We start from the raw sequence: 13,565 nt of genomic DNA on the forward strand, positions 1-13,565 counted from the left end.
TATGCACAAAAAATCAATTCAGGTTGCGGCAGCAGCTATTATTAATGCTTCAGGTGAAGTGTTAATTGCTAAACGACCGGATGATAAACATCAGGGGGGGAAGTGGGAATTTCCTGGTGGTAAGGTAGAGCTGGGTGAAACGATACAAGATGCATTGATACGAGAATTGCAGGAAGAGCTCTCTATCCAGATTGTTACAGCCAACCCATTGATTCAGATAACCTACGAATATCCCGAAAAAATCGTGCAGCTTGATGTATGGCAAGTAACAGAGTTTAGTGGTGAGCCTGTAGGAAATGAAGGCCAAGCGATCCAATGGGTAGCGAAGGCTCAGCTAGTTGATTATCAATTCCCACCGGCTAATCGTCCTATTTTGCAAGCCCTGTTATTACCGGATCGTTATTTAATTACTGGGGATTTTATCGATCAAGCTGATTGCCTCCAGCGGATCCAAAAAGCAGTTGACTCAGGTATTAAGCTGATTCAGTTGAGGGTTGAAGAAGAGTCAGTGTCGTTCAACTTCATAAAATCCGTGGCGGGTTATTGTGAGCAAAACCAGGTTCAGCTGTTAATAAAACAGAGAAACTGCTGTAAAGAAACAATTGAACTGCCTGGAGTTAGTGGTGTTCATCTTACTGCAACTGAATTATTAAATGCTGATAAAGCAATAATTGCTCGATATCAAGGGCAAGGTTGGTTAGTTGCCGCGTCTTGCCATAATGCAGATGAAGTAGTGAAGGCTAATGAACTAAGAGTGGATTTTATTAACCTATCTCCAGTACAACTAACAAATAGTCATCCATTACAGAAGCCATTGGGTTGGGAAAAAGCGCAGCAACTCATTGAACTAGCTCAAAGTCCCGTTTATTGTTTGGGTGGGCTAAGCGTTGATGATATAGAAAAAACCAGACAGATTGGTGGCCAGGGGGTTGCTGGAATTAGCCAGTTTTGGCCCAATTGTAACTAACGAAAAGGCTCTCCTTAGCTCAGGCTAACTTAGCCAATCTTATCAGTAGGGTATTCTGCCACCAGCTCTTCCTCTGGCAGAAAAGCTGGGTCACCTGGGATACGGTGTTGCTCATCAGCCCAGGCACCTAAATCAATTAATTGACAGCGTTTAGAGCAAAAGGGGCGATATTCATTTTTTGGTGACCAAGGACCTGCTATTTTGCAGGTTGGGCACTTAACAATAGCACTAGTCATGATGAGCAAATCCTAAATATTGCTGGTGAAGCTGATCCAACTGAGCATAAAGCTGCTGAAGTGAGCCTTGATTGTTAATTATATCATCTGCTCGCTGCTGTTTCTCCTCTTGTGACATTTGGGTTGCCAGGATTCGCTGTGCTTGCTCTTTGGTCATGTTATCCCGTTGGCAGGCCCTATCTATTTGCACTGATTCAGGTACATCGATTAACAAAGTGCGATCTACCAGAAGGTGCTGATCAGTCTCAAATAATAAAGGGGATACCAGCACTGCATAAGCAGATGTAGCCTGCTTCAGCTCTGCAATAATTTGTTGACGAATCAGAGGATGGAGTAGGCTCTCCAGCCATTTTTTTTCTGCTGGAGAATTAAAAATCAATTGCCGTAGGTATTGTCTATTAAGTGTGCCATTTTCAAGTAATACTTGTTCACCAAAATGATCAACAATAGCGAGTAATGTCGAAGTACCTGGCTCAACCACTTGTCTGGCAATGACATCAGCATCAACAATAACTATTTGCTTAGTATTAGCTAAATAGTCTGTGGCAGCGGTTTTGCCACTGCCAATACCACCCGTAATACCGACTTTATACACCATGAAACTTTGCTATTTGTAGATAATTATTAATCAAGGTTTCACCCCATAAGCAAGCAATGATACCGGCAATTGCCAAATAAGGACCAAAAGGGATTTTACTACTTCTGTCTTTTAACCCAAGCCCAATCATAATGATACCTACAACAGCCCCCACAAGAGAAGAAAGGAGGATAATAACAGGTAGCATTTGCCAGCCAAACCAGGCACCAAAGCAGGCTAGCAACTTAAAGTCACCATGCCCCATACCTTCTTTGCCTGTGAGTAATTTAAAAGCCCAATACACACTCCATAATGATAAATATCCGGCAATTGCTCCCCAGAGTGCGCTACCAAGATCAGTGAAGAAGCTGAAATAATTTAGGGCAAGACCAAGCCATAAAAAAGGTAAGGTAATACTATCAGGTAGTAACTGCTCATCCAGGTCAATCATGGTGAGTACTACCATGGCAAAAAATAAGCTGCTAACTGCTATCATTTGCCAGCTAAAGCCATAGTAATAAGCAGCAGCCACAGCTAGCAAACCAGTGACGAACTCTATAATGGGGTAGCGAATAGATATGGAGGCTTGGCAGTTAGCGCATTTTCCCTTTAACAGGATATAGCTCAAAATGGGTATATTATGCCAGGCTTTCACGGGGGTTTGACACTTAGGGCAATGGGAGTGAGGGAAAATTAAATTAAATTTAGTAGGCTCAAAGGTAGGTGGTGTTTGTTCAAGCAACTCACAACACTGCGTTTGCCAGTCCCGTTTCATCATGGTGGGGAGTCGTAAAATAACGACATTTAAAAAGCTGCCAACAATCAGACCAAAAACAAGTGAGACTATAATAAAAGCAGCAGGACTACTGGCTAAGTAATCAATTATATTCATTTAAAGAAAATACCAGATAATAAAAGGGCAGTGTTTAAACTGCCCTTATCATAGCAAAAGTGATAAACGTAAAAGAAGTAGGCTTTTAAACAACAGAACCCAATTGGAAAATAGGTAAGTACATAGCCACAATAAGGCCACCTACCAAAACGCCTAATACAGACATAATCATTGGCTCCATTAAACTGGTGAGATTATCAACCATATTATCCACCTCCTCTTCATAATGACTTGCCACTTTGTCTAGCATCTCATCAAGGGCACCAGATTCTTCGCCAATTCCTACCATTTGGACTGCTAAGTTAGGGAATACTCCAGTGTTTTTCATGGCAAACTGTAATTGTTGGCCAGAAGAGATATCTTCTTTAATCTGCCTAGCTGCATCATAATAAACTATATTACCTGCAGCACCTGCTACAGAGTCAAGGGCATCCACTAAAGGCACACCTGCCGCAAAGGTTGTAGAGAGGGTTCTGGCATAACGGGCAACAGCCGATTTATCAATAATATCACCAACAATCGGAACTTTTAGCACAAACCGGTCTCTACCATCACGTAGTCCTTTAGATTTCTCTAGTGCTTTGCTAGAAGCAAAAATAATTACACCAATACCAATTAAAAAGTAGAGCCAGTAGGCTTGTAAGAATTCAGAAATCTCAATTACAAACATAGTAAAGGCTGGTAAGTCAGCGCCAAAACCTGAGAAAACTTCCTGGAATTGAGGTACTACTTTGATCAATAGAATAGCTGTCACAACTACTGCCACAACGACTACAGCAATTGGATAGGTCATGGCTTTTTTGATTTTGGCTTTTAGTGATTCCGTTTTTTCTTTATAAGTAGCAATTCTATCTAGTAAGTTTTCCAGTGCGCCTGATTGCTCACCAGATGCCACTAGGCTGCAATATAAATCATCAAAATATTTAGGACGTTTTCTTAAGGCTTCAGCCAAGCTACTACCCCCAGCGACGTCATTTTTAACATCGTTAACCAAGTCTCGCATATTGCTATTTTCACAGCCATCGGCGGTAATCTCAAACGACTGAATTAGCGGTACACCTGCTTTCATCATGGTGGCAAGCTGACGGGTAAAGACAGCAATATCCATCGGCTTGATCTTTTTACCTTTACCGCCAAGGCTAATGGCTTTTTTCTTAACCTTGGTTGGATTGATCCCCTGCTTACGCAGCTCTGCCTTGACCATGGCAATACTGGCGCCTTGGATCTCCCCTTTGGTTTTACGACCTTTTTTGTCTTTACCTTCCCAGGCGAAAGCGCTGGGTTTAACTGCTTTTGTAGCCATTGGATTACCTGACTATCAGATTCCTTGGGTAGGCCCGCTACCGAGCATTATGGGTTTATAACTAAGGTACTTTTCAGTTTAACAACTGTTGGGTCATCTAAATCAAAAAGTACCTTTTTAGTTGTATCACAGAATAAGTGTAACGCATGCACGTTAAATCTGTTAGAAACAACCAGTTATAATGCTAACTTGTTCAAATAATTAAGGTTTTTGCTTAATAAAACACCTTTACTCTTCTAGCACGACTAATCTTTGGTCACTCGATTCACTTCTTCCAGGCTAGTTAACCCTTGTAATGCCTTTAGCAATCCGGATGTACGTAAGTTATTGAAGCCTTCCTTTTGTGCCTGTTCAGCTATTTCAATGGAATTGCCTTCTTCCATAATAATTTTTGAAAGTCCTTGTGTAATTCTCACTACTTCATAAATACCCAACCTCCCTTTATAGCCATTATTGCACTTTTCACAACCTTTTGGCTTGGGGCCATATAATTGAGCTGTTTGTGCCTGTTCTTCCGTGAAGCCTTCATGAAGTAGAGCTGTTTTAGGAATGTCCATTTTAACCTTGCAGTTACTACATAGTCGTCGTGCTAAACGCTGGGCAATAATTAAATTGACGGTAGTAGCTAGGTTAAAAGCTGGTACTCCCATGTTTAATAAGCGTGTTAGGGTTTCAGCAGCACTATTGGTATGTAGAGTGGACATTACCATGTGACCCGTTTGAGCTGCTTTGATGGCAATACTAGCGGTCTCTAAGTCTCGAATCTCACCTACCATGATAATATCAGGGTCCTGTCTTAAGAATGCTCGCAGTGCTTGGGCAAAATCCATTCCTTGCTTGGGGTTAACGTTAACTTGGTTGATGCCTTCCAAGTTTATTTCGACAGGGTCTTCAGCAGTAGAAATATTGCGTTCGACAGTATTTAGAATATTAAGCCCAGTATAAAGCGAAACGGTTTTACCACTTCCTGTTGGTCCGGTAACTAAAATCATGCCTTGGGGTTGATGTAAAGCTTCCATATACATGTCTTTTTGTTCTTCTTCATAACCTAGGCTATCAATCCCCATTTGGGCACTGGTTGGGTCAAGAATTCGTAATACAATCTTTTCACCCCATAAGGTAGGACAGGTATTCACCCGAAAGTCGATAGCTTTTGTTTTAGATAATTTCATTTTAATCCGGCCGTCCTGTGGCTTACGCCGCTCAGAGATATCCATAGCAGACATAATTTTTAAGCGGGAAGAAATACGAGGGGCTAAAGTAATGGGGGGTCTCGCGGTTTCATGTAGTACACCATCTGTCCTAAAGCGAACGCGATAGCTTTTTTCATAGGGCTCAAAGTGTAGGTCTGAAGAGCCACCTTTAATGGCGCTTAACAGCATCTTATTAACAAATCGGACAACAGGTGCATCATCAGCTTCATCACCGCCCGCGGTCTCTTGTTCTTCGTCACCAGCTGATATTTCTAGTGCATCTAAATCTTCATCGGATAAATCACTTAAAGCGTCATCAGCGCTTTCTAAAAAACGCTCAATTGCAGCTGAGAGCTTGTCCTCTTGAACTAATACTGCATCAATATTTAACCCTGTATTAAAACGGATTTCATCTAATGCATTGAGGTTAGTTGGGTCAGAAACAGCAACAAATAGGCGATTGCCCCGTTTCAACAAGGGGAGGGTATGGTGTTTTCTAATCAGTTTTTCATTGACGAGCTCTTTAGGGGCTTGCTCAAAATCAAAGCAATCTATATCCATTAAAGGGGAGCCAAACTCTTCCGCAGCAAGCCGGGCAATATCCTTTGACTGAACAAGATCAGCCTGAACCAAATGGGTAACAAAAGGAATTTTTTGTTTAGAAGCTTCTTGAAATGCCTGGCTCGCCTGATCATGACTGAGCAGGTTATCATCAACTAAACGTTTAGCTAGTCCCGTTAGAATCATCTTTTATAATCGCTTACTTAGGCTACAACTATCGAAAATATATCGGTTAGATCGAACCAAGTATAGAGTGAAACCACCAGCTTTTCCTACTGAAAGAATAAGGTAGCAAAAAAGTTATATAGCAACAGCTGACCAAAAAGGTCAGTTAGTGACCATTAATTGGGTGTGGTTTAATCAAATAACTTATCAAGCAAAAAATTAAATTGATGCTATAAATTAGTTTTAGGGCTTACAAATGCTTAGGCATTAAGCATAACTAAAGAGTTGGCATGGAAAGTGACTATTTAATTTTACATACCTTAAACACAACGGAGTTAGGTCACATGAAACACATTAAACAACAACAGCAGGGTTTTACCCTTATTGAGTTAATGATTGTGGTTGCAATCATAGGAATATTGGCAGCAGTAGCGATACCTGCTTATCAAGACTATACAGTTAGATCAAGGGTTACAGAAGGCCTATCGCTTGCTTCTTCAGCAAAGTTGGCTGTAGCGGAAAATGCAGCATCAGCGAATAAAAGCTTATCAGCTGGTTGGACAGCACCTGCTGCAACTGACAATGTGACTGGTTTGGCTGTCGATGCAACCAATGGAACAATTACAATTACATATACTGCCGCAGCTGGTGGTGCTGGTAAGACTATAATTTTAGAGCCAAAGTCTAATGGTGCTGCTCTTGCAGCAGGTACTCCACCTGCTGGTGCTGTGACCTGGACTTGTACAGGCGGTGATTTAGAAGCCAAATATAGACCTTCTAATTGTCGGCCATAAAATTTATACAAAAACCTTACTTAAGGAAGCTTTATTTTAAAGCTTCCTTAATTTTTTATTAAATTTAACTTGTCTATAGGGTAGGGCTCTGGATGCACAGGCACTGATAAAATATAGTTAACCAGAAACTTAATAAGTTGTAATTAATTTGCTAACTATTTTGCCTGTAACTATTTATACAAACTAAACAAGCTTAAAATTTTTTTGGTGTTTTTTTAAATCTCTTCGGGTTCTATTCCCCGCCGCTTGCGGCGTAAAAGGGAGGACGGTATTCATCTAACCAAAATACCCCGCTTCGCAGAGCGAAGTTGAGCGTAAGCGAAAGGGCTTGCCCCGGGGATCTTTATTTTCACTAAAATTCCGTTAACTTTATTAAGTTAGCCGGATCTTTAAATGTTGGGAAATACTGTAAATTGCTACTGTTGCATAAGATTGAAAAAATATTAAATCCACATAAGTTATTACAATAAAGGTGCAACCAAACACTGCAAAACCAGAGAATTTAAGTCTTGGCTCATCGTAACATAGTCTTGCACTAAATACTTAAAATTGCTTTTTAGATATACCACTAGCTAACCAGTATCGTTCAAATCAATTTCTACCTAAATGAGTCTTGGTGGGGGAGGTTAGTTGCACTGATCTTCCTTGGGTAATACTGTAGACACTTTTAAGTAGTAATAGCTCTATAATTACGCTCATCCTTAACTCAGCAAAAGTTTTTCCATTAAATATTGACTAAATTTTTTACGTTTTCAGGTGGTAATTAAAATAACCGCTTTATCATTGCCTCTTAACTGCTGACCTTCTAATTTCAATGAACTTAGTGCTGATAATGAGGTATTTGATTATTTGGAGCTGTCCTAAAAGCACTACCATATGTAGATTGTTCTGGTCAAACTAAACCGAACACTTTTCTCTGAGACTGTTCAAAGTTGACTGGAGACATTTTTTCATTAGCCGTATGCAAACGTTCCAGATTATAATATTTCATATATGCAGTAACATCTTGTCTTATATGCTGGCGAGTAGGTTGCTCTGTTTTCAAAATCCAGTCGTGCTTTAAACTACCAAAAAATCGCTTTACTACTGCATTATCCCAACAAGCACCACGTCTTCCATTGAAGATCGTATCCGGTGCTTTTTTAATAAATGTTGAAATGGCTGACTTGTATACTGTGATCCTCTATCACTATGAAACACTAAGCCGACCTTCGGCTGTCGTAAATAAATGGCTTTAGTCATCGCTTTGCAAATTAAGTCTGTATTCATACAGCTAGTGCTTCAACCAAAAAGTTCTTTCACTACTCAAGGCAACAGGTGATGCCTGTCTGCTTTGATATACAGGCTCTTTCTTAGAGATACAGCATAAGTCAAGGTGAAAAAACTTTATTGTTAGACTACTAGCTATATACCAGCCAACAATTCGCCGAGAAAATAAATCCATGATAAGTCCGACATTGAGAGAGCGGTAGCTTTTTTTAGTATATCTTTTTCCCGTTCCAGACGTTTAATCTTTGTTTCTAAAGCCTGAATATATTGCTGTTCAGACGTTAGCGCTTTTACTTTTGGTGTAATGCCCTGCTTTTCTTGTTGGAGTTTATTTACCCATTTGCGAATGGCTGACTCACTGATACCCACTGCTTCTGCGGTTTCTTTGGTACTGTAACCTTGGTAAATGAACAGGTTTGCTGAATCAACTTTAAATTCTGTTGAATAATTCGGCTTTTTCCTATCTTTACTAGATTGCCATTACTGAAATCACAGGAGGTTGCTTTTTGGTAACACGGCATTTGGTGTATTATATAGAAATAACGATTTTAGCCGACTATTAAGTGATTGATATCTGACTAAACCCTAGATTTGATTCACTATAGATTACTTAATTTTAATAAGGAGTCTAAGTAGTCTATCTGGATGTTATTTGTGCTTTTGGCCTTTATTGCATCAATCTCAATTAAAGCACCTTGGTATTGTTTTGTTCTAATTAGTGCATTTAAATAAGAGATTCGCATTGGTAGTGAAATTTTTTTATTTAATTTTGTAAACCGTTCTACTTCTTTTATTGTTTTATGGTGTTTTTTTAAAATTATGCTTTCAATATAATTGTTTATGTTGTCAGTTTTTTTTCTGGGGCATGGTAGTTTGAAAGTGTTGTTGTTTATTTCTTGTATATTTTCGTTGGGTGCCCATGATATTTTATTGAAAGCTGTCAATACTTGGGTATTCCACACTGAATTTACTTCTTGATTATTACAGGCTTTTGTTTTATTAATTATATTGAGTGGTTCTAGGGGGTGTGATGTTAATAGGTCTTCAACTTTCTTTGCTTCTATGGTTATAAAAAACTTACTTTTTTTGTTTATTTTTTTGATATTAATTTTGTTGTTTAACACATCCTGGAAAATATGGCTCAAGGTTGATCTTATTAATGGTATTGACGAGTATCCTAAAAATCTGTGCTTGTCAGCAGACTCTTGAATAATTGGAAAGAAATCAGAGTTTGGTTTTATCTTGTTTGTCTGAATAATACTGTGCATTATCTTTTTATTAGATACTAAGTGGATTTTTATGTCCTCAAGTGAAGTATGGTTAATTCGGCTTAACTCTTTAGCTACATTAACCTCACTATAGATGTCTGTATAATATTGGTGGGCCATTGAATTGTGATGAGCAATAATTAAAATATCTCCTAGGTTGGTTGAGTAAATAGTATAGTCTTTAAAGGTTTTGTCGATAGCAGATAGAATGCTATAAGTTAGCTCTGAATTAATTTCATAAGCTTGTAGCCACTGAGCAAAAATACCTTTTTTAGATAGAAACTCAGTGATAAGCTGGTAATATTCTTCTGTAAATAAGCTTGCAACACCGCTGACCCATGGGTTTGATGGTTCTGACATGATGATGTCATATTTTTTTTGTCTTGTAGTAAAGAATGTTTTTGCATCATCAATATATATTTTACTTCGTGGATCGTCATAGACTAAATGGTTCCTTTCATAAAACTCTTTAGCGCCTTCGATCATGGTAGGCTCAATTTCAATCGTCTCAACTTTTTCAATGGAGCTATTAGATAAGAAAACATGAGATGTTAAACCTGACCCCATACCAATAACAGCCACTTTTTTTGGGTTTTTAACTAATGCCATAGGAATGGCTGCAGCAAGGATCATTGTGTACTCATCAGTAGACGCTTGTTTTGTCTGGCCATCTATAGCTGCGTCTGGCTTTCCATTGGTTGTTATAACTTTCTTTTCAATGTGCTCATTAATTTGTTCAATGACAGATATAGTGGCTGTTTTACCATCTCTGTGAAAAACTACGTTCGACTTTTCTTGCTGATATAGTTTTCCTGTCCTAAATACACCAGAAGCCATTTTTAATTGATCAAAATTGAGTGCTGAAAGTGAAAGTGGTAAAATAATAATCAATGCTTTTTTATAAATAGCTGTTTTAGTTAATAAGCTTAATAATACTAGTCCTATAAAAATATCGAGTATACTACCAGAGATGATTAGGTTTTTTAGACCTAATAAAGGCATAATAAGTTGTACTGCTAGAGTTACGCCTACTATAGAGCCAACAGTATTGGTCGCATATACCCAACCAATTGCACGTTCGTTATAGCCTTTATCTAGTAAAATATAGGTAATCAGTGGAAGAGTCATTCCTGCACAGATAGTGGCAGGTAGCATCATTACTAAGCAAATAAAATGACTGATTAGGTTAAAATAAATGTAACCGGGCTCGGTACGTTGTAAGGCCTGCATGGTAAAGGCCATAAAATCGAAAGTGTAGTTATAGAAAGTGATTGTTAGGGCGGCTAATATTCCCATGATTATTTGGATATAGCCTAGCCATTGAATTGGATTGGCTATTTTGCTGATTTTATTTCTAATCCAAAAACCACCGATGGCTAATCCCAATATAAAAGCACTCAACATTAGTTCAAATGAGTGAACTGAACTGCCTAACACCATACTTAGCATCCGAATCCAGGCGACTTCATACATAAAAGAAGCGGCGCCAGTGACGGCTGCGACGATAAGTAAAATTTTAAGTGTTTTATGAGTAACTATTTCTTGTTTGGCTAGATGGGTAAGTTGAATATTTTCATCTGCAAATTGTTTGCTGGTTATCCAGGAGACAAGTGCTACAGCAAAATTAATCAGCCCTGCTGTTAACAATGTACCGGGTAGGCCAACAGTGCGGACTAAATAAAACCCGGCAACTAAAACACCAATAGCTGCACCAAAACTATTGGAAAAGTATAAGATAGATAGAGAATGGCCTTTCTTTTCTGGAAAGTAGTGGATAAAACCAGCACTCATTAAAGGGAATGTGCTGCCTAATAAAATAGTTTGAGGAAGGATTAATAGAGTGGCTAAGCTCCATTTGAAGGCTTCAATTGGTCCACTGCTTCCTAAGAAAGGCATGACAGTATTGTAAGCAAAATCAGTGCTGGCTACATAAATATTATGAAATACTAATGCAAAAATACCGACAATTGCTTCAATAATTGCATATGCTAAAAATAAGTTTTTGAATTTATGTAGGTATTTACTGGTTAGCCAAGCACCAAGTGCCATGCCTCCCATAAAAATAATTAAAACTAAAGTTTGTGCATAAGCTGCATGACCTAAAAATAGCTTTAAATACTGAGTCCAGATGGATTCATAGATCAGGCCTGCAAAACCGGATAGAAAAAAAACAAATATTAGTGTATTTCTATTTGTGGTTTCACTAAAAATAATACGTTGATTGATTGCTAAGGTGCTCATCCCGGTCTCAGCTTTTTATTAGACGGCACCTTTAACCATAGAGGAGATATAAGAGAAGTGTTAGGTTTCTTTTGGTTCCTTGAAGGGCTTCTCTTATATTATTTTTATGAAGCTTTTATTGTCATTTTTTGGTAAATAATTGTTAGTTTAAGCGTAGTGTCCTACTACAACTTAATATCACTTTTTGCTTGAGTACCCCTCCGGGTTCTTCTTTTGCCAGCGCCATGTGTCGTTGATCATGTCTTCAAGTGTTTTTGTGGCTTCCCATTTAAGTTCGTGCTTGGCGAATGTTGGGTTGGCGTAACAAGCGTCTATGTCGCCGGGGCGGCGATCGGTAATTTTGTAGGGGATGGGTTTACCGCTAATTTTGGCGAAGGCTTCTACCATTTCTAATACACTGTATCCGTTGCCTACTCCCAGGTTATAGGCTTGGCAGCCTGGCTTATCAGCCATTTTTTCGATGGCTTTAACATGGCCTTTAGCCAGGTCTACTACATGAATGTAGTCTCTTACGCCAGTGCCGTCGGGGGTATTGTAGTCATTACCAAATACGTTGAGCTGTTTGCGCTTTCCAATAGCGACTTGTGAGATATATGGCATTAGGTTATTGGGGATGCCATTGGGATCTTCACCAATTAAACCGGATTCATGAGCGCCTACTGGATTAAAATAGCGGAGCAGGGCGATATTCCAGCGATTATCAGCTTGATGATGGTCTCTTAAAATATCTTCAACCATTAATTTAGAGCGGCCATAGGGGTTGGTGGCTGATAATGGGAAGTCTTCAGAAATAGGTAAGCTGGCTGGGTTGCCGTATACGGTAGCGGATGAGCTGAATACTAAGTTTTTGACTTGATGGGCTTGCATCATTTGACATAGTTTTATGGTGCCTGTCACATTGTTTTCATAGTAAAACAATGGGATTTCAGAAGATTCACCAACAGATTTTAGCCCTGCAAAATGGATGACTGCATAAAACTGATGTTGTTTGAATACTTGTTCTAAGGCTTCAGTATCAAGAATATCGATTTTATGAAAAATCAGTGGTTTGTTGCATATTTTCTGAACTCGCTCTAATGACTCTGGGTGGCTATTGGATAAGTTATCTACAACAACAACTTCATAGCCTTTATTTAATAATTCAACACAGGTATGACTACCTATGTAGCCTGCTCCACCTGTTACTAAAATTTTCTGCATATTTACATCCAATAAAAATTATTTAGTAAGCTTAATCATTAGAGTGTGTTTTCAAATCGCATAGATAAATCGATAGCCCGGCAATCTTTGGTGAGTGCTCCTATAGAAATATAGTCAACACCAGTGCTGGCTACTTCTACTAAAGTTTCTTTGTTGATACTACCAGAAGCTTCTAGCTTAGCTCTTCCTTTGACAAACTCAACTGCTTGGGTGAGTTGCTCAAGAGAGAAGTTATCTAGCATGATGATATCAGTTCCTGCAGCTAGCGCTTCTTCTAACTCTGCAAAGTTTTCCACTTCCACTTCGACAGGTTTATTGGGGTTAAGTTGTTTAGCCTGGCTGACTGCATTGGTAATGGAGCCGCAGGCATTAATATGGTTTTCTTTAATTAGATAGGCATCATATAAGCCAATACGATGGTTATAACAGCCACCTTGGGTTACTGCATATTTTTGAGCAATGCGCAGGCCTGGTATAGTTTTGCGAGTGTCTAATAATTTAACTTGCGTGTGCTTAACTTGCTTAGCATATTCATGGCAAAGGGTGGCTGTGCCTGACAGGGTTTGTAAAAAGTTTAGAGCGGTGCGCTCTGCGGTCAGAATGGTTTGAGCACAACCGGTGATGCTAAATAGCTTTTGATTAGCAGTAACATGTTGGCCTTCATCAACCAACCAATCAATAAGTAAACTTGGGTTTACTTGTTTAAACACTTCATTTACCCATGCTTGGCCACATATGACAGCAGTTTCACGGGAGATAACATAAGCGGTGGCTTGGGTTGTTGTTGGAATCAGTTGTGCTGTGATATCTCCACTACCAACATCTTCAGTAAGTGCTTGTTTGACATTATATTCAACAGCTTGTTTTAGGGTGACTGGGTCAATCATTCTTGCCTTCAA

At 39.0% G+C, this 13,565-nt stretch carries 10 protein-coding genes and 2 pseudogenes; 2 read left to right on the plus strand and 10 right to left on the minus strand.

Going from position 1 to position 13,565, the window contains the following annotated elements:
* Position 1 precedes the first annotated feature (1 nt).
* Positions 2-967, plus strand: a complete 966-nt coding sequence (locus tag G4Y78_RS08420) for a Nudix family hydrolase (protein ID WP_163832601.1) — start codon at positions 2-4, stop codon at positions 965-967.
* Between the two features lie 29 nt (positions 968-996).
* Here the strand turns inward: G4Y78_RS08420 and yacG are convergent, their stop codons facing one another.
* The 5 genes from yacG to pilB form a co-directional block, all read right to left on the minus strand.
* Positions 997-1,203 carry a DNA gyrase inhibitor YacG gene (gene yacG / locus G4Y78_RS08425; RefSeq protein WP_222937666.1) on the minus strand — a complete coding sequence of 69 codons (207 nt, stop codon included), beginning with the start codon at positions 1,201-1,203 and terminating at the stop codon, positions 997-999.
* Complete coding sequence (gene coaE / locus G4Y78_RS08430; RefSeq protein WP_163832602.1) at positions 1,196-1,801, minus strand: dephospho-CoA kinase; 606 nt, start codon at positions 1,799-1,801, stop codon at positions 1,196-1,198. The genes yacG and coaE overlap by 8 nt, the downstream gene beginning before the upstream one ends.
* Complete coding sequence (locus tag G4Y78_RS08435; RefSeq protein ID WP_163832603.1) at positions 1,791-2,672, minus strand: prepilin peptidase; 882 nt, start codon at positions 2,670-2,672, stop codon at positions 1,791-1,793. The genes coaE and G4Y78_RS08435 overlap by 11 nt, the downstream gene beginning before the upstream one ends.
* Positions 2,673-2,757: 85 nt before the next feature.
* Complete coding sequence (locus tag G4Y78_RS08440) at positions 2,758-3,975, minus strand: type II secretion system F family protein (RefSeq protein WP_163832604.1); 1,218 nt, start codon at positions 3,973-3,975, stop codon at positions 2,758-2,760.
* Positions 3,976-4,220: 245 nt separating this feature from the next.
* Positions 4,221-5,915 (minus strand): type IV-A pilus assembly ATPase PilB, encoded by a 1,695-nt coding sequence (pilB, locus tag G4Y78_RS08445; RefSeq protein WP_163832605.1) that lies wholly within the window; start codon positions 5,913-5,915, stop codon positions 4,221-4,223.
* A gap of 269 nt (positions 5,916-6,184) precedes the next feature.
* Between pilB and G4Y78_RS31520 the strand changes: the two genes are divergently transcribed.
* Complete coding sequence (locus G4Y78_RS31520) at positions 6,185-6,688, plus strand: pilin (RefSeq protein WP_329604954.1); 504 nt, start codon at positions 6,185-6,187, stop codon at positions 6,686-6,688.
* Between the two features lie 892 nt (positions 6,689-7,580).
* Here G4Y78_RS31520 and G4Y78_RS08455 read toward each other — a convergent pair.
* From G4Y78_RS08455 to nadC, 5 genes and pseudogenes are all read right to left on the minus strand, one after another.
* Positions 7,581-7,957: pseudogene (locus G4Y78_RS08455) on the minus strand (integrase core domain-containing protein); the annotation flags it as partial.
* Between the two features lie 204 nt (positions 7,958-8,161).
* Positions 8,162-8,365 (minus strand): annotated as a pseudogene (locus G4Y78_RS08460) (transposase); the annotation flags it as partial.
* Between the two features lie 191 nt (positions 8,366-8,556).
* Positions 8,557-11,466: a fused MFS/spermidine synthase gene (locus tag G4Y78_RS08465; protein ID WP_329604955.1), complete on the minus strand. Its 2,910-nt coding sequence runs from the start codon at positions 11,464-11,466 to the stop codon at positions 8,557-8,559.
* 177 nt (positions 11,467-11,643) lie between these two features.
* Positions 11,644-12,666 (minus strand): UDP-glucose 4-epimerase GalE, encoded by a 1,023-nt coding sequence (gene galE, locus G4Y78_RS08470; protein ID WP_163832607.1) that lies wholly within the window; start codon positions 12,664-12,666, stop codon positions 11,644-11,646.
* A 38-nt stretch (positions 12,667-12,704) separates the two neighbouring features.
* Positions 12,705-13,553 carry a carboxylating nicotinate-nucleotide diphosphorylase gene (gene nadC, locus G4Y78_RS08475; RefSeq protein WP_163832608.1) on the minus strand — a complete coding sequence of 283 codons (849 nt, stop codon included), beginning with the start codon at positions 13,551-13,553 and terminating at the stop codon, positions 12,705-12,707.
* Between the last annotated feature and the right edge of the window lie 12 nt (positions 13,554-13,565).

This window comes from Spartinivicinus ruber, from assembly GCF_011009015.1.
Lineage (GTDB): Bacteria > Pseudomonadota > Gammaproteobacteria > Pseudomonadales > Zooshikellaceae > Spartinivicinus > Spartinivicinus ruber.

Excerpts from the sequence above, each read along its gene's own strand:
- G4Y78_RS08420 (WP_163832601.1), top strand. The coding sequence starts at position 2 with ATGCACAAAAAATCAATTCAGGTTGCGGCAGCAGCTATTATTAATGCT.
- yacG (WP_222937666.1), bottom strand. The coding sequence starts at position 1,203 with ATGACTAGTGCTATTGTTAAGTGCCCAACCTGCAAAATAGCAGGTCCT.
- coaE (WP_163832602.1), bottom strand. The coding sequence starts at position 1,801 with ATGGTGTATAAAGTCGGTATTACGGGTGGTATTGGCAGTGGCAAAACC.
- G4Y78_RS08435 (WP_163832603.1), bottom strand. The coding sequence starts at position 2,672 with ATGAATATAATTGATTACTTAGCCAGTAGTCCTGCTGCTTTTATTATA.
- G4Y78_RS08440 (WP_163832604.1), bottom strand. The coding sequence starts at position 3,975 with ATGGCTACAAAAGCAGTTAAACCCAGCGCTTTCGCCTGGGAAGGTAAA.
- pilB (WP_163832605.1), bottom strand. The coding sequence starts at position 5,915 with ATGATTCTAACGGGACTAGCTAAACGTTTAGTTGATGATAACCTGCTC.
- G4Y78_RS31520 (WP_329604954.1), top strand. The coding sequence starts at position 6,185 with ATGGAAAGTGACTATTTAATTTTACATACCTTAAACACAACGGAGTTA.
- G4Y78_RS08465 (WP_329604955.1), bottom strand. The coding sequence starts at position 11,466 with ATGAGCACCTTAGCAATCAATCAACGTATTATTTTTAGTGAAACCACA.
- galE (WP_163832607.1), bottom strand. The coding sequence starts at position 12,666 with ATGCAGAAAATTTTAGTAACAGGTGGAGCAGGCTACATAGGTAGTCAT.
- nadC (WP_163832608.1), bottom strand. The coding sequence starts at position 13,553 with ATGATTGACCCAGTCACCCTAAAACAAGCTGTTGAATATAATGTCAAA.